We start from the raw sequence: 19,735 nt of genomic DNA on the forward strand, positions 1-19,735 counted from the left end.
AACGAATCACCGTTTCGCGCGCATTTCTGATGAGTCAACGCGGTAGTTACCTTGACATCGCATCGAACATAGGTTCGAATAGACCGGTGCGGTGGGATGGTCAGGGCGTCAGCGTCGACGACGGTGCATTGCCCGGCCTGCAGCGGATCGGATTTGTCCGGAGCGTGCGTTCGCCTCAGTTCGAGGGCATGACGTTTCACGAAATCCTCTGTAAATCCGCGTTGAACAAGGTGCCCAACGCCCGGCCCAATGTCTCCGGCCGCCCGGCTCCGTCGATGCTCCCTTTCAATTACACGGTCAACGGCTATCGCGGTTGTTCGCACGCCTGCCGCTACTGTTTCGCACGGCCCACGCACGAGTATCTGGACTTCGACTCCGGCGCTGATTTCGACTCGCAGGTCGTCGTGAAGACCAACGTCGCCGACGTCCTGCGGCGTGAGCTGTCGCGACGTTCGTGGCAACGAGAGACAGTTGCACTCGGCACCAACACCGACCCATATCAGCGTGCCGAGGGTCGCTATGCATTGATGCCGGGAATCATTGGCGCGCTGACCGATTCCGGAACGCCATTTTCGATCCTGACCAAGGGCACGCTGTTGCGCCGAGACTTACCGTTGATCGCAGAGGCAGCGCGACGCGTCGACGTCAGCGTCGCGATCTCACTGGCCGTCGGCGATCCCCAACTGCACAAGGATGTCGAGCCGGGGACGCCGTCACCGCAAGCCCGTCTCGGGCTCATCTCCGCGGTCCGCGAAGCGGGCCTGGACTGCCATGTGATGGTGGCGCCGGTTCTTCCCCACCTGACGGATTCGGCGGACCATCTGGATGCGCTCTTGGCTCAGATCGCAGAAGCGGGAGCGACGGGGGTGACGGCCTTCGGTCTGCATCTGCGGGGTTCAACGCGTGGGTGGTTCATGGCGTGGCTGGCGCGGTCGCATCCCGAAGCTGGTGTCGAAGTATCGCGAGTTGTACAAGCGCGGAGCGTATTTGCCGTCGGACTACAGGAAAACGCTGCACGACAGGGTGACACCGCTGATCGCCAAGCATGGTCTGGCACCCGACCGCCGCTCGTTCCGAGCCTCGGCGGCACCCGCCGTCGATTGCGCGGAAGTCCTGCAGCCGACGCTGTTCTAGCTCCGTCGAAACTGTCCCCGGCTTCGCGTGGGCCCTGACAGATCGCGATTTGAGCGGGATTTGCGATCTCCTAGCAGTCTCGGCGATATTGCCTAGCCCTTGTTCCGCTTGACCTGATTGAACGGCACGCCTCGGTCTGCGGCATGCTCACGCGGAAAGCCCAGGACGCGTTCACCGATGATGTTGCGGGCGATCTCGGTGGTACCGCCGCCGAGCGCCGCCGCCTGCCGCGACAGATAGCGTTCGCCGTAGCGGATCATGTCGTCACCGACATCCACGACGCCCGAACTGCCGGTCAGCGACAGCACAGTGTCGAACTCCAGGTGATGTACCTCGGCGTGGGTCACCCGGATGATCGAACCCGCGGCCGGCGGCAGCGAGCCGTCGAGAACGCCGTGATACACGTGATCGATCAGCTGCTCGCGTACCGCGCGGTGCACCAGCGCGCGACCCGCCATTTCCTGCGCTCGCTCACTGTCGGCCTGCCCGGTCGCTTCCAGCAGCGCGACGTAATCGATCGGAACATCCGACTTGCCTTCGGCGCCAATGCCACTCGCGAACTCAGAGCCGCCTCCGACCGCCCGGCGCTCGTGGTACAGCTGCCGGGACGCCACGTGCCAGCCGCCATTGACTTCTCCGACGACGGCATCGTCACCGAGCTCGAGGTTGTCGAAGAACTCCTCACAGAACTCGACCGACCCGTTGACCTGCTTGATGCGCCGCAGTGTGATCCCCGGGCTGTTGATGGGCACCAGGAACATCGTCAGGCCTTCGTGCTTGGGCACATCCCAGTCGGTGCGCGCGAGCATCAGCCCATAGTCCGCGGCGAACGCACTGGTGCTCCAGGTCTTGGCGCCGTTGATCACCCATTTGTCGCCTTTACGGTCGGCGCGGGTGATGACGCCGGCCAGATCGGACCCGCCGCTAGGCTCCGACAGCAGCTGCACGAGCACCTCGTCGCCCCGCAGCGCGGCCGAGATGTGTTGCTGCTTCTGCTCTTCTGATCCAGTGTCCAGGATGGTCGCGGCGCATATCGTGAACGTCGGGGTGTTCAGGATGACCGGAAGCTCGTAACAGCGCGACTCGTTGTTGAACGCCTTCTGGTAGGCAATCGGTAGCCCGAGGCCGCCGTATTCGCGGGGGAAGCAGATGCCGGCGAACCCGCCCTCGTACAGCTTCTTCTGCAACTCCCGGGCGCGGTGCCAGGGTGCCTCTTCGCCCCTGTCGTGCTCGGGCGGGTTGGCCGGGTCGATGGGCGGCATGTTCTCCGCCAACCAGGTGCGGGCACGCGTGGCGAACTCTTCGACAGACTCGGTCGTTTCAGTCGCTGCCGATGCGGTGTCGGTCATGAGGCGTTTTCCAGATTCTTGGTGAGCGCATACACGCGCAGATTGTGGTCTTCCGGCGTGCCGAACAGCGAGCGGTACAGCGTGGCCCGCCGCAGGAAGATATGCAGGTCGTGCTCCCAGGTGACACCGATGCCGCCGTGCAGCTGAATGCAGTCCTGCAGCATGCCCGGAGCATGTTCGCCCACATAGGATTTCGCGACGCTGACCGCCATCTCGGCGCCGGCCGAGCGCGCGGCCACCTCGGCGACCGCGGCGTTCGTCGTCGCCCGGCACGACTCGAACCAGATCTTCAGGTCGGCGTACTTGTGTTTCAGCGCCTGATACGAGCCGATCGGCCTGCCGAACGAATGCCGGTCGAATCCCCATTGGATGGTGAAGTCCAGCACCGTCTCCAGGATGCCGACGATCTCGGCGCACTGAAGGATCGCCGCGATCTGGCTCTGCCGCTCGATGAGCGCCGGCGTCTGCTCCGCAGAGCCGACGGCCGCGGTGGCATCCACCTCGACACCGTCGAATTGCACTCGGGCAAAGGTCTTCACCATGTCGAGCGACCGTTGCGCTGCCACGGTGACACCCGCCGCGTCGGTCGGAACCAGGAACTGTCGCACCGCGTCGTCGCAGCGGGCCACCACCAGCAGCACCGTACTGTCGCCGGCCGCCTCGACGCGGTCCTTCGCGCCGTCGATGCGATATCCGGTGTCGGTGCGCGTCGCGGTCACCGCAGCATCGAGCGGCTGCCACTGCTTGCCCGGCTCGTAGGCCGCCCACGAGGCGACGATCTCGCCTGAGATCAGCGATTCGATTGTCTGCTCGTGGTTCTCGGGGGCCTCGGCCAAACCCGCCAGGACGATGCTGACCGGATGCAGCGGACCCGGTGCCACGCTGCGGCCGGACAATTCCGCGACCAGAGCGAGGTCGGCGACGCCGTCGCCTGACACGTTGCCGCCGCCGAGTTCTTCGGGCACCAGCAAGCTGGTCCAGCCGAGTTCGGCGGCGCGCTGCCACCAGTCCATCTCGAAGGACTTTCCCGCGTCGTGGAGTTCACGCAGCCGGCCCAGCGACGCGCCCTTCTCGAGGAACGACTGGGTGGTCGAGGCGAAGAGTAGCCGTTCTGGGTTTGCGACGTCGGTCACGGCGCGAACTCACTTTCGCTGACGCGTGAACGTGCGTGCCGGAGCACCGACACGCACGTCACGATGGATGCCGTTGGGATCAGGCGAATTCCAATGCGGGGACACCCGGCTTGTGGACGATCTCGTTCGGGACCTTGAACAGATCGATCATGTTGCCACCCATGACCTTTCGCTGCCCTTCGGCATCGAGTCCCTGGAGATCGTCGACCAGATGCGTCGGCTGCGACAAGCCCTCGGGGTGCGGCCAGTCGGAACCGAAGATCACGCGGTCGATGCCCAGCAGGTCGGCCATCTGGGCGAAGTCGTCCTCCCAGAACGGGGCGACGTACACGCAGCGGTGGAACGCCTCGATCGGATCCTCCAGGAAGCCCTGCGGCATCTTCGAGTAGACCTGCTTGAACTGCTTGAACAGGTAGGGCACCCAGTCGGCGCCGTTCTCGATGGACAGCACACGCAGATCCGGGTTGCGGGTCAGCGCACCGTGGCACACCAACGCCGCCATGGTGTCCTCGATAGGCCGCTTGCCCATCGCAACCATCCGGAACGCGGTGGGCGCGAACGGTTTGAACTCGTCGCCGGGCTCCCAGTCGTTGAGGTACTCGGAGTATCCGCTGTCCGAGGCGTGCATCGAGACGGGGATGCCGGCCTTGACACAGGCGTCCCAGAATGGGTCGAACTCCTCGACACCCAGCGAGCGGGTTCCGCGGTAGCCGGGCACCGGGGCGGGGCGCACCAACACGGTCTTTGCACCGCGCTCCAGGCACCAGTCGAGTTCCTCGAGTGCGCGATGGACGTTGCCCAGGTTGATCACCGGGGTGGAGAAGATGCGGTCCTCGTAGTTGAACTGCCAGGTCTCGTACATCCACTGGTTCAGCGCGTGAACGATGTCGAGGATGAGGTCCGGATCGTCCTTCAGTCGCTCCTCGACCAGGCTGGCCAGCGTCGGGAACATCAGGGAGTAGTCCAGGCCGAGGCTGTCCATCACCTCGAGGCGGGCTTCGGGGTTGCGGAACGCCGGAATGGACTTCATCGGCTTACCCATGACCTCGCGGAAGCTCTTGCCGCCACTGCCGTGCCGGAAGTACTCCTCCTGGGCGCCGGGACGCGCGACCACCTCGAACGTCGGGTTCGGGATGTAATCGCTGACGACGTTGCGCACCATGATCTTGGTGCGTCCGCGGACGTCGATGTAGTCGATGACGCCCTTGCGGTGATCCGGCAGGAACTGGGTCAGGGCTTCTTTGGGCTCGTAGAAGTGGTTGTCGGCGTCGAACACCGGATAGGGGAGTTCGCGGGTCATAGTTGCGCCTCCTTAAGACTGACTTGGCTGTGATGGTAATGACATTACCACGTCTGGACCAGCGAAAACACCACCCCAGGTTGAGGCGTTTTCACATCTTTGCGGTGCAGGTCAGGCGGGGTCGCGGCGTCCGGCGAGGCTGCTGAGGCAGAAGTCGTAGATGTGGTCGGCGTCGACCGGAACTCCGGTGAGTTCTGCGCCGAGCACCCGCAGACGCATCGCCCCCAGCGCCGACTGCATGATCAGGGCCGCTGTCGCGTCGACGTCGATGTCGGCACGGAATGCGCCCTCGTCGATGCCGCTCCGGATGATGTCCTTGATCAGCTCGTGCACCGGAGACAGAACACGGGCGTACTCGCTTGGCAGCGCCTCGGCCAACCGGTCGTTGTAGAACGTCAGGCCGCGGTTGACCTTGTCCTGCGTGGTCGTCTCCGCGGGCGTGCAGATGCGATCAATGAGTATTCGCAAAGCGTCGGCTGCGGGCAGTCCGGCGGTGTCCTCGCGCCACTTTCGCGTCGACTCCGACATGATCTTGTCGACCAGTGCCAGCAACAACTCGTCCTTGGTGGAGAAGTGCTGATAGAAGGATCGCAGGGAGGTCTTGGACCGTTCGACGACCTCGAGCACCGTGAAGTCCGTGCGGCCGGTCTCGCCGAGAATTGCCAACGCCGACTTCATGAATCGCTTCGGGCGCGATTCCGGGTCCAGATCCACGACGTCGTCCGACGCCGCTGCGCGGGCGCCTCCGCTCGACGGCCGACCGCCACGCTTCGCCATGACACCTCCCCGGTTGTGCGCGTGAATGTCGGTAATGACGTTACCGCTTTTGCCCCGGCTCGGTTAGTGTTCCCTCCCATGACCACAGACTCGGCGCAGACACCCTGGACCGTTGAGAGCCTGCTCGAATTGTTCGACGTGCGGCCGGACGGCGAGAACAGATTCATCGCCGAGACGGGCCCGGCAGGCCAGGACGACCGCCAGGTGGTCGAGGGTACGCAGGTCCTTGCGCAGGCTATTGTCGCTGTGGCCAAACGCTTTCCGGAGAAGTCCGTGCGATCGGTGTCGGCGGTGTTCGCCCGCGCGGTCATGGTCGGCGCGGGTCCGGTCGAGCTGGAGCTGGACGTGGTCAACGAAGGCCGGTCGACGGCGACCGCGATCGTCGCCGCCAAGCAGAACGGCAAGCGGTGCATCACGGCGACCGTGCTGACCGACGTGCCCACCCCCGACGTCATCCGCCACCACCTGCCGCGGCCCGACGTCACGGGTCCCGAAGACGCGCACGTGTCGGAGATGCCGATGACCGGACGCCAACTACGTCTGGTCGACGTCGTCGACGTGAACAGCCCCGACGAGGTCGGACCACCCGAGCTGTATGCCTGGCTGCACTACGATCCGATTCCCGCCCGCGACGACCTCGCCAAGGCGCTGATCGCGTATTTCACCGGACACCTTGGCATTTCGACGACGATGCGCGCACACGAAGGCATCGGGACCGCGCAGGCGCATCTGACCGTATCGACGGCGCCGATGACGATCACGGTCAGCTTCCACGAACCGTTCTCGTGGGACGGCTGGCTGCTCTACACGCACGAGAGCACCCAGGTGGGCGCGGGCATGTCTTATGTCCGCGGGGTCGTCCACACCGAAAGCGGTGAGCTCATCGCCTCGTTCGCCCAGGACGCCTTGATCCGCCCGCTGCGCACCACCGACACGAGTATCAAGAAGCAGTCGCGGCTCTAGACCTTGAGATAGCCCTTGTCCGCGGGGATCTGGGCGGCGGTCACGAGCGACGACGCGTCGCTGGCCAACCACAGCACGATGTCGGACACCAAGTCGGGTGCGGCAAGCGAATCCGTAGGCAGCGCGCCGGGGGAGAAGCTGTGGATGAAGTTCTGGTGATCGGCGAACATCTGCCACATCGAGGCGTCGTTCCCCATCGGGGTGTCGGTGCCGTAGGGATGGACGGAGTTCACGCGAATCCCGAACTCGCCCAGCTCCACCGCGAGCGAGTTGGTCAGTGCAACAACGCCGAACTTGCTCGCGCAGTAGTGCCCGCAACCCGGAACGGCCTTGATGCCGGCCGCCGAGCTGATGTTGATGATGGACCCGCCGTTGCCTGCCTCGATCATCGCGGGCACCACCGCCTTGATGGTGTTCCACACCCCCGTCAGGTTGGTGTCCACGACCTCTTGGAACTGTTGTGCCGAAATCTCCCACAGTCGGCCCCAATTCAGCACACCGGCGTTCGCGACGACGATGTCGAGCCGGCCGAACTGTTCGATCGTGTCGGCGACCACACGCTGCTGGCCGTCGAGGTCGCGCACGTCGACCTCTTCCGCGCGGATCTTGCGCCCCTCGCCCTCGACCAGGCTCACCGTCTCGGCCAGATCCTCGGGTAGCGCCGGGGGATAGCCGTTGTGCTCGGCGACCGGCCCGCAGGCATCGATCGCAACGATGTCAGCACCGGCTCGAGCCAGTCGAATGCAGTGTGAACGTCCTTGTCCGCGCGCCGCTCCCGTGACGTAGGCGACCTTGCCCGCCAGCGGTGTGTCTTCAGCCATGCCCGACATCGTGCGCGTGATGGACGATGTCGTGCAAGTGGTAGATCGCAATTGATGCAACCGTGAACTCACTGCCATTGCTGCGCAGCCCCCGCCGCGACCACGCGTCGGCCGGTACGCGTGTGTAAGTGTCGGCGACGATGTCGGCGGCGTCGAACAACTCGGTGGCGACCGTGGCCGGGTCCTGTGCGCCGTAGTTGTCGGACCGCGCCGTCTCGTCTTGATCCCAATTGGGGAACAGCGGTTCGTCTTCGCCGAGCATCAACCGGACGCGGTGATCGAAGATGCGGTGCACGTCGCGGATATGGCAGCCGTACTCCAACTTTGACCACACGGTCGGTGCCGGCCGCTCCCTGACGCCGGCCTGGGCCAGTCGCGACACCCAGTCGGCGGCGTCGGCGCGGATGCGGTCGGCGACCTCGGTGTGGTGCACGGCGTGCGGGGCAAAGCCGCATTCGGGGCAGGATTGCGACAACACCCAAGTCCAGTCCTTGGTGTCGGGCGCGATGGGATCGTGCTCGGGCATCACCCGGTCAGTGTGGCAGCCGTGTCGCGGATGCGGGTGCGGGCGGCCGAGACGATCGGTTCGCCGTGGCCGAAGCAGGCCGTTTCGACATCGAGTTCCGCCAGTCGTTTGAACGCTGTGACGGTCTGCGCCCGGTCCTGGTTGAACGTACCGAGCATGACCGTCCCGACGTTGGCGATGGTGTCGCCGGTGAACAACACGCCACGGCTGGGCAGGTGGATCGCGATGCTGCCGTCGGTGTGGCCGGGGATGGCCAGGACCTCCGCGGCGCCACCGAAGTCCAGCACGTCGCCGTCGTGCAGTTCGCGCAGACCGGGTACCGGTGGTGCCGCCTCGGGCAGGCCGGCTGAAACACGTTGGTGAATGGGGATTTCCCAGTCCTCGAAGACCGGCGGCGGCATGGCGGTACCGTTCCGGATCTCCGTGGCGTCGCCGGCACCGGCGAAAACGGTTGCACCCGTGGCGTCTTGCAGCTCGGCCGCCGAACCGCAGTGGTCGACGTGGCCATGGGTCAGCACGATCCGGTCTATCCGCGGCACTGCTGCCAGGATCTCGTCACCCGAACCGGGAGCGCCGGTGTCGATGAGGGTGACCGAATCGCCGTCGCGCCACACGTAGACCTGCCATCCGCGCACGACGAGCATGGTGAGTTCGGGTGTGACGGTGACGGTGTCCATATGATCGACGCTAGATCTCGCGCGCGGCGATCGCACCGGATCAGCTAGCGGCGAAATCTAGCCCAAATCGGTGGCGGAATACGTGTCACAGCTGTTGATGTCGCCGGTGCGATATCCCTCGGTGAACCACTTCTGGCGTTGTTCGGAGGATCCGTGCGTCCACGCCTCGGGGTTGACGCGTCCGGTGGCGGCCTGCTGGATGCGATCGTCACCAACCGATGCCGCGGCCGACAGCGCGTCGGCAATGTCTTTGTCGCTCAAAGGCTCCAAGAACGGCACCCCGGTGCTTTCTTGCTTGGTAATGGTCGCGTAGTGCGCCCAGATGCCCGCATAGCAGTCGGCCTGTAATTCAGTACGCACGCCGCCGCCGGTGGCGCCCTCCGGATCCTGCTGGGCACGGACCAGCGAGCCCTCGAGGTTCTGGACGTGGTGGCCGTACTCATGAGCGACCACATACTCCTGAGCCAGCGGGCCGCCGCTGGAACCGAACTGGTCGCGCAACACGTCGAAGAAGCCGACATCGAAGTACGCCGTTCGATCGCCCGGGCAGTAGAAGGGGCCGACGTCGCTGGTCGCAGGTCCACAGGCGGTCTGGACCTGATCGGTGAAGATTTCCATCCGCGGCCGCTCGTAGCCGGGCAGCAACTGCTGCCACACGGCGTCCACCGAGTTGCCCGTCGCGACCACGCGGCACTGCACGATGTTGTTCGCGTCCTCGCCGGTCTTGCATTGGCTGAGATCGAAGCCGGGTGTCTCGACGCCTCCGGTGTCGTACTGCTGCGGCGGCACGACCGTACTGGGATCGACTCCGAGGAACACCGCGACGACGAGGATGAGGAGGCCGCCGATTCCGCCGCCGACGGCGATGCCACGGCCGGGACCACGACCGCCGCCACTGGTGGACGTGGTGCTCGTGTCGATCTGCATGCCCTCGTTGAACGTCATTGCCCTACCTCATTCGCGTCCATGTCCACGCCGTCGCACGGGTTTGCATTCACCTTTGCACACTACGATTCAGGCGTGGCAGTCGTTCTCGGACATTCGGGGCCTTCGCCGGTCGCGCACACCGAGCTCGGGGACATTCGCGGAACGACCGAAGGCGGCGTCGGTGTCTGGCGCGGCGTACCGTACGCAGTGCAGCCGGTGGGGGACAGACGATTCCTGGCCCCCGCTCCGGCGCAGCCGTGGACCGGGCTGCTCGACGCACTCGAACACGGTCCGTTGCCGCCGCAGAGCAAGTCGTTCGTCGGCGGTGGCCGCGACGATCCGAAGGTGCGCGACGAAGCTTGCCTGACGCTGACGGTATGGTCGCCGGACACCAGCGCGTCGCTTCCGGTGATGGTGTGGATTCCCGGTGGCGCTTTTGTCTACGGCGCGGGGCAGTTTCAGCTCTACAACGGTTCGAGGCTGGCCGCCAACGGCAATGTGGTGGTCGTCAACATCACCTACCGCATCGGAGTGTTCGGCGGGTTCGAGCTCAGCGACCTCGGAGACGGATTCGATGACAATCTCGCATTGCGCGATCAGATGGCGGCGCTGGGCTGGATCCGCGATCACATCGCCGCGTTCGGCGGCGACCCCGATCGGGTGACCGTCTTCGGCGAATCGGCGGGTGCGACGTCGGTGCTGGCACTGCTGGCGAGTCCCGCGTCCAAGGGTCTGTTCAGCCGTGCGATCGCCCAGAGTCCGGCGCTGCCCTTGATCGGCGAACGCGAGAGCCGGGCCCGGCAGGCGCACGAGTTCGTCAAGCGGTTGGGCGTCGATGTGGCCGAGGTCAAGATGCTGCCGCAGCGCCAGCTGCGCCGGGTCGCGGGCGTGCTTCAGCTCAAGAGCGCGTCCAACACACCGAACCTCGCGTACGGATTGACCTACGGAGTGGACCTGCTGCCGAGGCATCCGGTGGACGCCGGCCGCGATGGTGCGCTCGAGCGGATGCCGCTGATCATCGGCACCAACAGTCACGAGGCGTCGATGTTCGCGTGGACGAAACCGCCGATGTTGCCGACCACGACGGCGTCGATCGACGCCTACCTCGACCGCGTCGCACCGGACGCCAAGGATGCGGTGCTGGCCGCCTACCCGGACTATCCGCGGCGGCGGGCCCTGATCGCGTTCGGCTCCGACGTGATGTTCGGTGGACCGGCATGGGCGTTCGCCGACGCCTACAGCGCTGTCGCGCCGACGCACATGTACCGGTTCGACCACGTCGGCTGGAGCCTGCGGCTGCTGGGGCTGGGCGCCACTCACGGCAGCGAGATCGTGCACGTCCAGCACAGCTACGCGTCGTTCATCGGGCGCAAACTGCATCCGCTCGGACGCCAGATGCAGCCGCCCGTCGGCAGGCGGATGCAGCGAGCGTGGCTGGACTTCGCGGCCAAGGGGTGGGATACCGGTGAGATCGAGTGGTCGAACGGGCACGACTGGCCGGTCTACGACACCGAGCGCCGCGTCACGCGCATCATCATGACTGCGCGCGACACCGTCACCGAGGACCCGGATGCGGAGCGCCGGAAAGCGTGGGCCGGGCTGTCCTAGGCGCGCTCAACCGGCGAAATCAGGTTCCGGTACGAATGTGGACTAAAAAGCCCGCAACAACTCGGATCTCGCGCTTGATGCCGGGCATACAGGGACGGGAACGTCACGTCGCGAGGCACATGGATCTCCACGTCCCCGGCGCCTCGTGCACGCGGCCTTTCCTGGGGGACAGGAAAGTCTTCCGTTGCACTAGCAGACTGTGACTCTGCGGCGATTACGTGGCGCCTCGCTGAGCACGACCATTGAGCCATGAACACCACGACGAATTGGATCGCCGCGTTCGTGGCGGCCGTGGGACTGGGTGCCGCGATCGTCAACGCGAGCGCGGTGGCGTCGGCGGATCCGGGTACCCCGACATTGGGTCCGACTGCCGACGCGTCCCACGGCGGCCCCGAAGGGGACGACCAGTTGGAGCGCCGTCGGGCGACTTTCGCCGGCGCCAGCGTCACCGAAGTGAAGTTGACGGACTTCGACGCCGGAAACAACAAGAAGTAGCGGCTAACCCGCGACAGCGAACCGCTTGTCGGAGTAATCGCGCAGGTTGTACAGGAACTTCTGGAACGTGCGTGCCATAAGCGGTTTGCCCAGTGTCATGCCGATGTGACCTGATAGGCCCTTGGGCTTCATCGCCATCACCCATGTCAGGTGGCAGCCTTCGGCCGTTGGCACCACGCGGTAGTCCTCGGCGAACGCCGAGATGGAACTACTGGACGCTTCGTTGAATCGAAATGCCATGTGGGTGAACGGTTCCCAGGCCAGGAACTCCTCGTCACCGACGATGCCGCCGCGCATGTGTACGGTGCGCGTCGTACCGATACCGCGCGGTTCGGGGCTTGTCCAGGTGACCTTGGTGATCGCCGTCGCCCATTGGGGCCACGACTCCGCGTCGGCGAGCACCTCGAACAGTTGCTCGGGCGTGATCTTCAGGTCCACTGTGCTGACGAACCGAAACGGCGCGCTGTCGATGAAGTCCAGCTCAACCAGCTCACAGGCGTGCATGGCCATACACGATAACGGACAGTGTCTAGCCGGGTTCTAGATCGAAATGCCGAACCGTTGCTCGGTGTACTTGCCCAGCTTGGCCATGTATTGGCGGTGTTTGGCATTCATCACGGGCCTCGCGATGAGCTTCACCCCCAACGAAGCCTGCTTCGGATCGTGCGCCAGCGTCCACGTCAGCCGGCACCCTCGCGGAGTCGGCTCGATGCGAAACTCCTCAACCGATGCGCCTTCGGTGGGCACAGACACGGCATTCACGCGAAAAGCCATGTGCATCTGCGGATGCCACGCGATGACCTCATCGATGACACGCCCTCCACTGCGCGTCTCGACGGCGCGGGTGGAGCCGACTCCTAAGGGTCCGGGACCCGTCCACGTCATACGGGTCACGTAGGACCACGGCGGCCAGGCCTCTGCTTCCTCGAGCACCTGCCAGAGTTGGCCGGGGGTGATGGGCAGGTCTACGGAGTCTGCGGCGCGGACACGCGCTGAGATTATCCGGGCCCGTCGCTCGCTGCCGCCAGCAGCGGCACGAGCACGTCGCTGATCGGGGTCTCCAGGCCGTGCTCGGCGGCCTTGCGGCTGATCACTCCGTTGCGGATGTCCCATTCCAGCGGGCTGCCGTGTTCGCGGTCGGTCAGGATCGACGTCGTCATGTCCTCGGGCACCTCGGTGAAGAGCCGCACCGTCTGGTCGACCATCTCGTCGCCGAGGCCGGCACCCTCTGCGCGCGCAACCGCCAGGCACTCGGCCACGTAGGCACGAGCCATGGCAGCAACGTCGTCCCGGCGGAACATCCCCGATTTTCGTCCGGTCAGGACCATGAGCCCTGCGACGGCGTTGACCAGCAGCTTGTGCCAGGTCGCCGTGACAAAATCGGGATCGGTGTCGACCGACAACCGGGGACCGCGCAACACGTCGGCGAGTCTCGTCGCGGCAGGTGTTTCGGGGAGCACCAGTCGTACCGGCGTGCGTAGCCGCACCCAGCCGTCGGGCTGCATCTCGGCAGAGAACCACACCACGCACGGGACGACGGTCGACTCGGGGCAGAACCTTCCGACGCGTTCAACCTGCTCTACGCCGTTCTGCAGAGCACAAACCACCGTGTTCTGGTCGCACACTCGGGCCAGCCAGGCCGCGGCCTGCGCGTTCTGGGTGTCCTTGACAGCTAGCAGCACGACGTCGAACGGTCCTTGGACCTCCGAGGGGTCGGTATGGACGGGGTGCGGCACCACGATCGGGTCGCCGTCGTCGGGGCGCAGCTCCAATGACGACCGCGCCGTGCGCCCGCAGACGACCACCTCGTGACCAGCGGCGTAGACCAGGGCTGCGACCGTCGTGCCGATGGCACCCGGGCCTATCACTGCGATCCTCACGCTGGCCAAATTACCCGCGGAGACACACCTCTAGACTGTGCAGTCGATCCACACCCATTTGCGAGGAGTTTTCGTGCTGCGCAGTCATGCCGCTGGTTCGTTGCGGTCCACCGACGCCGGTCAGCAGGTGACGCTGGCCGGCTGGGTCGCGCGCCGCCGCGACCACGGCGGTGTCATCTTCATCGACCTTCGTGATTCGTCCGGCGTATCGCAGGTCGTGTTTCGTGAAGCGGACGTGCTCGCCAATGCGCACCGGCTGCGCGCGGAGTACTGCATCGCCGTCGAAGGCGTCGTCGAAATCCGCCCAGAAGGTAACGCGAACCCCGAAATCCCCACGGGTGACATCGAAATCAACGCGACGTCGCTGACGGTGCTGGGCGAGAGCGCCCCGCTGCCCTTCCAACTCGACGAGCAGGCCGGCGAGGAAGCTCGGCTCAAGTACCGCTACCTCGATCTGCGCCGCGAAGGCCCGGGCAACGCGATTCGCTTGCGGTCCAAGGTGAATGCGGCGGCCCGCGACGTGCTGGCGCGCCACGACTTCGTCGAGATCGAGACGCCGACGATGACGCGGTCCACGCCCGAAGGGGCGCGGGACTTCCTGGTGCCCGCCCGGCTGCAGCCGGGGAGCTTCTATGCCCTGCCGCAGAGCCCGCAGCTGTTCAAGCAGCTGCTCATGGTGGCGGGCATGGAGCGTTACTACCAAATCGCGCGCTGCTACCGCGACGAGGACTTCCGCGCCGACCGCCAGCCCGAGTTCACCCAGCTCGACATGGAGATGAGCTTCGTCGACGCCGATGACGTCATCGCGGTGTCCGAGGAGGTTCTCAAGGCGCTGTGGGCGTTGATCGGTTATGACCTGCCGACCCCGCTCCCGCGGATCAACTACGCGGACGCGATGCGCCGGTTCGGGTCCGACAAACCCGACCTTCGATTCGCCGTCGAACTCGTCGAGTGCACGGAGTACTTCTCCGACACCACTTTTCGGGTGTTCCAGGCGCCGTATGTCGGGGCTGTCGTCATGCCCGGGGGCGCCTCGCAACCGCGGCGCACACTCGATGGCTGGCAGGAATTCGCCAAGCAACGCGGGCACAAAGGGCTGGCCTACGTTCTCGTCGCCGAGGACGGCACCCTCGGCGGGCCGGTCGCCAAGAACCTCACCGATGCCGAACGTGACGGGCTCGCTGCGCATGTCGGGGCGAAGCCGGGGGACTGCATCTTCTTCTCCGCAGGCCCGACGAAGGCGGCGCGTGCGCTGCTCGGGGCGACCCGTATCGAGATCGCCAAGCGTCTCGACATGATCGACCCGGATGCCTGGGCGTTCACCTGGGTGGTGGACTGGCCGCTGTTCGAGGCCGCCGACGAGGCCAGTGCCGCAGGCGATGTCGCGGTCGGGTCCGGCGCGTGGACGGCAGTGCACCACGCGTTCACGTCGCCGAAGCCGGAATCGGAGGCCACGTTCGACACCGATCCGGGCGCCGCGCTGGCCAATGCCTACGACATCGTGTGCAACGGGAACGAGATCGGCGGCGGGTCGATCCGTATCCACCGTCGCGACGTCCAGGAGCGGGTGTTCGCCATGATGGGCATCGATCACGACGAAGCCCAGGAGAAGTTCGGATTCCTGTTGGACGCGTTCACGTTTGGCGCCCCGCCGCACGGCGGCATCGCGTTCGGCTGGGACCGCATCACCGCGCTGCTCGCCGGGTTGGATTCGATCCGTGAGGTCATCGCGTTCCCCAAGTCCGGCGGTGGTGTCGATCCGTTGACCGATGCGCCCGCGCCGATCACCGCGCAGCAGCGTAAGGAATCGGGCATCGACTTCAAACCGGATGCCAATCCCAAGGCCGGCTAAGGCCAGTCGCAGCCCGTCAGCTCCGCAGACAGCTCCCATAGCCGCCGGGCCATCACGGGATCTACCGCTTTGGGCCGGGGCTTGGTCACCTTCGGCGGACCGAACTGGTTGAACCGCGGCGCCAGATAGGTGCCGCTGGGCAGATCCGTCGACACCGCCTGCAGGCTGGCCCGCGCACCCTGGACCGGTGTGTGCAGCAGCTTGCGCATGCCACGGTGCTCGCCCATGCTCATGGTCCTGGTGATGTCGGTGTCGGTCGCACCCGGATCGGACGCGTAGGCGCGTACCCCGCGCGCGGCGAGCTCGCGCACGAAAAGCAGGTTGGCCAGCTTGGACTGCCCGTAGGCCGCGAACTTCGAGTACTTGCGGGTGTGCCAGTTGAGGTCGGCCAGGTCGAGGTGGGTGAACAGGTAGGTGGCACTCGCGACCGACACCACGCGGTCTTTGATCCGGTCGCCCAGCAGACACGTCAATGCGAAGTGCCCGAGATGGTTCGTGCCCATATGCGCCTCGAAACCGTCGACGGTGCGGGTCAACGGCATGCCCATCACCCCGGCGTTGTTCACCAGCACATCTACGGTCTCCACCGAATCGGCGAACGCCCGCACGCTGGCGAGGTCAGCGAGATCGAGCGAACCCACTTCGACGTCGCCGGGCATCTCCGCGGCGACGCGCTGGGCTTTGTCGACGCTGCGGCAGGCGATCATGACGCTGTGGCCCTGCGCGGCGAGCGCCGTCGCCGTCGCCGCGCCCACACCGCTGTTGCCGCCCGTGACGATCACCCGCATGACTGAGAATTATGCGCACGGAATAGATGCGGCCAGACACGGGCTGTGATGGGGCATGACCGAGATCCCTGACATCAAGGCGTTCAACGCCGGCATCGTCGACGAGTTTCGCGCCAACGGCGGCAAGGTCGGTGGCCCGTTCGAGGGCGGCAACCTGCTACTTCTGACCACGACGGGCGCGAAGTCCGGTGAGCCGCGCCTCTCACCACTCGCGTACTTCACCGTCGACGACAAGATCATCGTCGTCGGCTCGTATGCCGGTGCTGACATCGATCCCGCGTGGGTGCACAACCTGCGGAAGAACCCGCGGGCACACATCGAGGTGGGAACCTCCGCGTACGACGTGATCGCCCGCGAACTGCCCTCCGCGGAACGGGATGTCCTCTACCCGAAGCTGGTCGAGCAGTCGCCGGTCTTCGGTGAGTACCAGCAGAAGACCAGCCGCGTCATCCCGCTCATCGAGCTGCAAAAGGCGTGATTTGTGCACGTTTTGGAGCGGTGAGCGCGCCCAAACGTGCACAAATCGCAGGGACTAGAGCCGCTCGATGATCGTGGCGTTCGCCATACCGCCGCCCTCACACATCGTCTGCAACGCATAGCGCCCGCCGCGCTGCTCCAGCGCGTTGACCAGAGTGGTCATGATGCGTGCACCGGATGCGCCCAGCGGGTGACCGATCGCGATGGCACCGCCGTTGACGTTCGTCTTCGACAGGTCGGCCCCGACGTCATGTGCCCACGCCAGCACCACCGGCGCGAACGCCTCGTTGACCTCGAACAGGTCGATATCAGAGAGGGTCAGTCCGGCTCGCTGCAACACCTTCTCGGTCGCGGGGATGACGCCGGTCAGCATGTAGAGCGGATCCGATCCCACCACGGTCGAGGTGTGGATTCGCGCCAGTGGACGCAGGCCCAGCCGCTTGGCGGTCTCGGTCGTGGTGATCAGCACCGCCGCGCTGCCGTCTGACAACGGCGACGAGTTGCCCGGCGTGATCTCCCACTTGGTCTGCGGGAACCGAGCTTCATAGGCCGGGGTGTAGAACGCGGGTTTCAGACCCGCCAGCGTCTCCACCGTGGTGCCGGGGCGAATGATCTCGTCGGTGGTGAGCCCGGCGATCGGGATCAGCTCGTTGTCGAAGCGGCCCTCTTTCGTTGCCTGCGCGGCCTTCTCGTGACTACCCGCGGAGAACTCGTCGAGTTGCTGACGTGAGAAGCCCCACTTCGCCGCGATCAGTTCGGCGCTGATGCCCTGCGGCACCAACCCTTCCGGATAGCGCTGCGCCATGGCGCCGAACGGGTCGCTGCCCGGCAGCACGCTCGACCCCATCGGTACCCGTGACATCGACTCCACACCGGCGGCGACGACGATGTCGTACGCCCCCGCGATCACGCCCTGCGCCGCGAACGCGATCGCCTGCTGGCTGCTGCCGCACTGGCGGTCGACGGTGGTGCCCGGCACGGTCTCGGGGAAGCCCGCGGCCAGCAGCGCGTTGCGTCCGATGTTGACGGCCTGATCGCCGATCTGTGAGACGGCGCCGGTGATGACGTCGTCGACAAGCGCCGGGTCGATGCCCGCGCGGTTCACCAGCTCGGTGAGGCTGTGCGCCAGCAGGTCGACGGGCAGTACGTCATGTAATGCGCCGTTGGCCTTGCCCTTTCCGATCGGGGTGCGTACCGCCTCGACGATCACCGCATCCCGGCCCGCAAATTCAGCCATTTCCAGCCTCCTGACTCGTCACTGAGTAATGCTTCCTATACCCAGCTATAACACCTGGGTATACTTGGAACAACCCAGATGAGGAGTGACTTCCATGACAGTGCTGCAGGGCCGGCTGGCCGACCGCGACGCCTGGTCGGCGGTGGGGGAATGCCCGGTCGAGAAGACGATGGCACTGCTCGGGACCAAGACCGCGATGCTGATCATGCGCGAGGCGTACTACGGCACGACCCGGTTCGACGACTTCTGGCGCCGCGTCGGCGTGACCAAGGCCGCTGCCGCCGCGCGGCTGTCGGAACTCGTCGACGCCGGCCTTCTCGAGCGCAGGCCGTACCAGGAACCCGGGCAGCGCAGCCGCGACGAGTACGTGCCGACCGACGCAGGGATCGACTTCATGCCTGTGGTGTGGGCGATGTTCGAATGGGGGCGGCGCCACCTGCCCAACCGGGCCCCGCTGCGGTTGGCGCACGCCGACTGCGGCGCTGAAGCCACTGTCGAGATCCGTTGTGAAAAAGGGCATCTCGTGCCACCCGACGAACTTGTCGTCAAGGCCGTCAGAGGCTAGCGCTGCTGCGCGAGATATGCCTTCACCAATGTCTTGGGCGCCTGGGTCAGCCACGCCTCGGTGGCCAGTTCGGTGAGATCGGGTCGTCGCCGATGAGCGCGGCGTAGTCGGCCTTCCGCAGCGGCCGCTCCCAGACCATGAGCTTCTTGCGAACCCGCCAGTTTCGTGGCGAGGCTTCGGCGGTTTCCGGCAACTGGCCGGCGATTCGGCCGACGTCCTTCCAGGTGGCCACGCGCACGATTGTGCGCGGTTAGGGTTCACCAGTGCTGCATTTGCGGGTGATTGTGCCTGAGGAGATGCGCGAAGACGTCATCGGCGTGCTCCGCCGCGAGGTCGGCGTCGCGAACATCGTGCTGTATCCGGGAGCGGCCCTTGAACCGGTCGGCGACGAGATCACCGCCGACATCGCGCGCGAATGCGCCAACAGCGTCATCAAGGAGCTCAAGGACATCGACGTGCAACATCGGGGCGCGATCACCCTCGAGGTGCTCGACACCGTCCTGTCAACGAGGGCGCACAAGGCAGAAGACGCGGCCGAGGGCGATCCCGCCGACGCGGTGGTCTGGGATGAACTGATCGGCCGGACCCGCGAAGAAGCCACGCTCAGCGTCACTTTCCTGCTGTTCTTGACGTTGGCGTGCCTACTGGCCTCCGTGGGTGTGGTCACCGATTCCACGGTCACCGTGGTGGGCGCGATGGTGGTGGGCCCCGAATTCGGGCCGCTGGCTGCGCTTTCGGTGGCGTTGGTGCGCCGCAGACTCGACCTGGCGCGGCGCGCGTCATTGGCATTGTTGATCGGGTTTCCGCTGGCCATGGCGATCACGGCAGTCGGAACGCTGGGCGCTCAAGCTGCCGGGTGGCTCAGCCTGGACAGCGTCAAGCAGCTCAGCGAAGTGGATTTCATCTTCCAGGTCGGTCCGCTGTCGTTCGTCGTGGCGCTGCTCGCGGGTGCGGCAGGAATGTTGTCGCTGATTTCTGCAAAGTCGGCCGCGCTGGTGGGAGTGTTCATATCGGTGACGACCGTGCCTGCGGCGGGATTCTCGGTGGTGGCAGCGATCCTCGGCGACTGGGATGTCGCCGCGAAATCGGCGCTGCAGCTGGCGGTGAACCTCGTCGGCATCGTCATTGCCGGGGTGCTCGTTCTCGTGCTGCGCCCAAAGGGCACACTCATTCCGCGCGTGGCACAGACCTGAGCGCCGCACTGCGCACCCTCCTACCTTGTGATG

20 protein-coding genes and 2 pseudogenes are annotated in these 19,735 nt (G+C 65.7%); 8 read left to right on the top strand and 14 right to left on the bottom strand.

Annotated elements, in window-relative coordinates; all coding sequences use genetic code 11:
• Positions 1-86: 86 nt before the first annotated feature.
• A pseudogene (locus M1248_RS22460) lies at positions 87-1,134 on the top strand (Rv2578c family radical SAM protein).
• A gap of 92 nt (positions 1,135-1,226) precedes the next feature.
• Here the strand turns inward: M1248_RS22460 and M1248_RS22465 are convergent.
• The 4 genes from M1248_RS22465 to M1248_RS22480 form a co-directional block, all read right to left on the bottom strand.
• On the bottom strand, positions 1,227-2,483 hold the full coding sequence (locus M1248_RS22465) for an acyl-CoA dehydrogenase family protein (protein ID WP_163727090.1): 1,257 nt from the start codon (positions 2,481-2,483) through the stop codon (positions 1,227-1,229).
• Entirely contained in the window at positions 2,480-3,616 is a 1,137-nt protein-coding gene (locus tag M1248_RS22470; RefSeq protein ID WP_317149765.1) for an acyl-CoA dehydrogenase family protein, read from the bottom strand. Before M1248_RS22470 ends, M1248_RS22465 begins: the two co-directional genes overlap by 4 nt.
• 79 nt (positions 3,617-3,695) lie before the next feature.
• Complete coding sequence (locus M1248_RS22475) at positions 3,696-4,916, bottom strand: amidohydrolase family protein (RefSeq protein ID WP_317149766.1); 1,221 nt, start codon at positions 4,914-4,916, stop codon at positions 3,696-3,698.
• 111 nt (positions 4,917-5,027) lie between these two features.
• Positions 5,028-5,693, bottom strand: a complete 666-nt coding sequence (locus M1248_RS22480; RefSeq protein WP_317149767.1) for a TetR/AcrR family transcriptional regulator — start codon at positions 5,691-5,693, stop codon at positions 5,028-5,030.
• A gap of 78 nt (positions 5,694-5,771) precedes the next feature.
• Between M1248_RS22480 and M1248_RS22485 the strand changes: the two genes are divergently transcribed.
• A complete protein-coding gene (locus M1248_RS22485) occupies positions 5,772-6,656 on the top strand; it encodes an acyl-CoA thioesterase (RefSeq protein ID WP_317149768.1) in 885 nt (294 codons plus the stop codon).
• Here the strand turns inward: M1248_RS22485 and M1248_RS22490 are convergent.
• Genes M1248_RS22490 through M1248_RS22505 form a run of 4 tightly spaced genes read right to left on the bottom strand, consistent with a single transcriptional unit; the run spans position 6,653 to position 9,625 of the window.
• On the bottom strand, positions 6,653-7,486 hold the full coding sequence (locus tag M1248_RS22490; protein ID WP_317149769.1) for a mycofactocin-coupled SDR family oxidoreductase: 834 nt from the start codon (positions 7,484-7,486) through the stop codon (positions 6,653-6,655). The genes M1248_RS22485 and M1248_RS22490 overlap by 4 nt on opposite strands.
• Entirely contained in the window at positions 7,470-8,003 is a 534-nt protein-coding gene (locus tag M1248_RS22495; protein WP_174262021.1) for a DinB family protein, read from the bottom strand. Before M1248_RS22495 ends, M1248_RS22490 begins: the two co-directional genes overlap by 17 nt.
• Positions 8,003-8,680, bottom strand: a complete 678-nt coding sequence (locus M1248_RS22500) for an MBL fold metallo-hydrolase (RefSeq protein WP_317149770.1) — start codon at positions 8,678-8,680, stop codon at positions 8,003-8,005. Before M1248_RS22500 ends, M1248_RS22495 begins: the two co-directional genes overlap by 1 nt.
• Positions 8,681-8,737: 57 nt before the next feature.
• Positions 8,738-9,625, bottom strand: coding sequence for a neutral zinc metallopeptidase (locus M1248_RS22505; protein WP_317149771.1), 888 nt, complete (start codon positions 9,623-9,625; stop codon positions 8,738-8,740).
• A gap of 75 nt (positions 9,626-9,700) precedes the next feature.
• On the opposite strand from M1248_RS22505, the gene M1248_RS22510 reads away from it, so the two are divergent.
• The gene (locus M1248_RS22510) at positions 9,701-11,215 is read left to right on the top strand and encodes a carboxylesterase/lipase family protein (protein WP_317149772.1); all 1,515 of its coding nucleotides are present in this window, start codon (positions 9,701-9,703) and stop codon (positions 11,213-11,215) included.
• A 249-nt stretch (positions 11,216-11,464) separates the two neighbouring features.
• The gene (locus M1248_RS22515) at positions 11,465-11,710 is read left to right on the top strand and encodes a hypothetical protein (protein ID WP_317149773.1); all 246 of its coding nucleotides are present in this window, start codon (positions 11,465-11,467) and stop codon (positions 11,708-11,710) included.
• Between the two features lie 3 nt (positions 11,711-11,713).
• On the opposite strand, the gene M1248_RS22520 is transcribed toward M1248_RS22515, so the two are convergent.
• From M1248_RS22520 to M1248_RS22530, 3 genes are read right to left on the bottom strand one after another with little or no spacing between them, the layout of a single operon-like run.
• Complete coding sequence (locus M1248_RS22520) at positions 11,714-12,214, bottom strand: SRPBCC family protein (protein WP_410506720.1); 501 nt, start codon at positions 12,212-12,214, stop codon at positions 11,714-11,716.
• 36 nt (positions 12,215-12,250) lie between these two features.
• Complete coding sequence (locus M1248_RS22525; RefSeq protein WP_317149775.1) at positions 12,251-12,823, bottom strand: SRPBCC family protein; 573 nt, start codon at positions 12,821-12,823, stop codon at positions 12,251-12,253.
• Positions 12,709-13,590: an oxidoreductase gene (locus M1248_RS22530; protein ID WP_317149776.1), complete on the bottom strand. Its 882-nt coding sequence runs from the start codon at positions 13,588-13,590 to the stop codon at positions 12,709-12,711. Before M1248_RS22530 ends, M1248_RS22525 begins: the two co-directional genes overlap by 115 nt.
• A gap of 73 nt (positions 13,591-13,663) precedes the next feature.
• Here M1248_RS22530 and aspS point away from each other — a divergent pair, with 73 nt between their 5' ends.
• A complete protein-coding gene (gene aspS / locus M1248_RS22535) occupies positions 13,664-15,442 on the top strand; it encodes an aspartate--tRNA ligase (protein ID WP_317149777.1) in 1,779 nt (592 codons plus the stop codon).
• Here the strand turns inward: aspS and M1248_RS22540 are convergent.
• Positions 15,439-16,230, bottom strand: coding sequence for an SDR family NAD(P)-dependent oxidoreductase (locus M1248_RS22540; protein WP_317149778.1), 792 nt, complete (start codon positions 16,228-16,230; stop codon positions 15,439-15,441). The genes aspS and M1248_RS22540 overlap by 4 nt on opposite strands.
• Before the next feature lie 55 nt (positions 16,231-16,285).
• Here M1248_RS22540 and M1248_RS22545 point away from each other — a divergent pair, with 55 nt between their 5' ends.
• Positions 16,286-16,708 carry a nitroreductase family deazaflavin-dependent oxidoreductase gene (locus tag M1248_RS22545; RefSeq protein ID WP_163727127.1) on the top strand — a complete coding sequence of 141 codons (423 nt, stop codon included), beginning with the start codon at positions 16,286-16,288 and terminating at the stop codon, positions 16,706-16,708.
• Between the two features lie 54 nt (positions 16,709-16,762).
• Here M1248_RS22545 and M1248_RS22550 read toward each other — a convergent pair whose 3' ends face one another.
• Positions 16,763-17,944, bottom strand: coding sequence for a thiolase family protein (locus M1248_RS22550; protein ID WP_317149779.1), 1,182 nt, complete (start codon positions 17,942-17,944; stop codon positions 16,763-16,765).
• Positions 17,945-18,038: 94 nt separating this feature from the next.
• Here M1248_RS22550 and M1248_RS22555 point away from each other — a divergent pair, with 94 nt between their 5' ends.
• The gene (locus tag M1248_RS22555; RefSeq protein ID WP_163727132.1) at positions 18,039-18,509 is read left to right on the top strand and encodes a winged helix-turn-helix transcriptional regulator; all 471 of its coding nucleotides are present in this window, start codon (positions 18,039-18,041) and stop codon (positions 18,507-18,509) included.
• On the opposite strand, the pseudogene M1248_RS22560 reads toward M1248_RS22555, so the two are convergent.
• Positions 18,506-18,741: pseudogene (locus tag M1248_RS22560) on the bottom strand (hypothetical protein). The gene M1248_RS22555 and the pseudogene M1248_RS22560 overlap by 4 nt on opposite strands.
• Before the next feature lie 31 nt (positions 18,742-18,772).
• Between M1248_RS22560 and M1248_RS22565 the strand changes: the two are divergent.
• Positions 18,773-19,702, top strand: coding sequence for a DUF389 domain-containing protein (locus M1248_RS22565; RefSeq protein ID WP_163727135.1), 930 nt, complete (start codon positions 18,773-18,775; stop codon positions 19,700-19,702).
• The last annotated feature ends 33 nt before the right edge of the window (positions 19,703-19,735 follow it).

Origin of the sequence: Mycobacterium sp. 29Ha, assembly GCF_032883055.1 — a bacterium.
GTDB lineage: Bacteria > Actinomycetota > Actinomycetes > Mycobacteriales > Mycobacteriaceae > Mycobacterium > Mycobacterium gallinarum.

Coding starts and splice junctions, on each gene's coding strand:
- M1248_RS22465 (WP_163727090.1), bottom strand. CDS start 2,483: ATGACCGACACCGCATCGGCAGCGACTGAAACGACCGAGTCTGTCGAA.
- M1248_RS22475 (WP_317149766.1), bottom strand. CDS start 4,916: ATGACCCGCGAACTCCCCTATCCGGTGTTCGACGCCGACAACCACTTC.
- M1248_RS22480 (WP_317149767.1), bottom strand. CDS start 5,693: ATGGCGAAGCGTGGCGGTCGGCCGTCGAGCGGAGGCGCCCGCGCAGCG.
- M1248_RS22485 (WP_317149768.1), top strand. CDS start 5,772: ATGACCACAGACTCGGCGCAGACACCCTGGACCGTTGAGAGCCTGCTC.
- M1248_RS22490 (WP_317149769.1), bottom strand. CDS start 7,486: ATGTCGGGCATGGCTGAAGACACACCGCTGGCGGGCAAGGTCGCCTAC.
- M1248_RS22495 (WP_174262021.1), bottom strand. CDS start 8,003: ATGCCCGAGCACGATCCCATCGCGCCCGACACCAAGGACTGGACTTGG.
- M1248_RS22500 (WP_317149770.1), bottom strand. CDS start 8,680: ATGGACACCGTCACCGTCACACCCGAACTCACCATGCTCGTCGTGCGC.
- M1248_RS22505 (WP_317149771.1), bottom strand. CDS start 9,625: ATGACGTTCAACGAGGGCATGCAGATCGACACGAGCACCACGTCCACC.
- M1248_RS22515 (WP_317149773.1), top strand. CDS start 11,465: ATGAACACCACGACGAATTGGATCGCCGCGTTCGTGGCGGCCGTGGGA.
- M1248_RS22520 (WP_410506720.1), bottom strand. CDS start 12,214: ATGCACGCCTGTGAGCTGGTTGAGCTGGACTTCATCGACAGCGCGCCG.
- M1248_RS22525 (WP_317149775.1), bottom strand. CDS start 12,823: ATGGGACATCCGCAACGGAGTGATCAGCCGCAAGGCCGCCGAGCACGG.
- M1248_RS22540 (WP_317149778.1), bottom strand. CDS start 16,230: ATGCGGGTGATCGTCACGGGCGGCAACAGCGGTGTGGGCGCGGCGACG.
- M1248_RS22545 (WP_163727127.1), top strand. CDS start 16,286: ATGACCGAGATCCCTGACATCAAGGCGTTCAACGCCGGCATCGTCGAC.
- M1248_RS22550 (WP_317149779.1), bottom strand. CDS start 17,944: ATGGCTGAATTTGCGGGCCGGGATGCGGTGATCGTCGAGGCGGTACGC.
- M1248_RS22555 (WP_163727132.1), top strand. CDS start 18,039: ATGACAGTGCTGCAGGGCCGGCTGGCCGACCGCGACGCCTGGTCGGCG.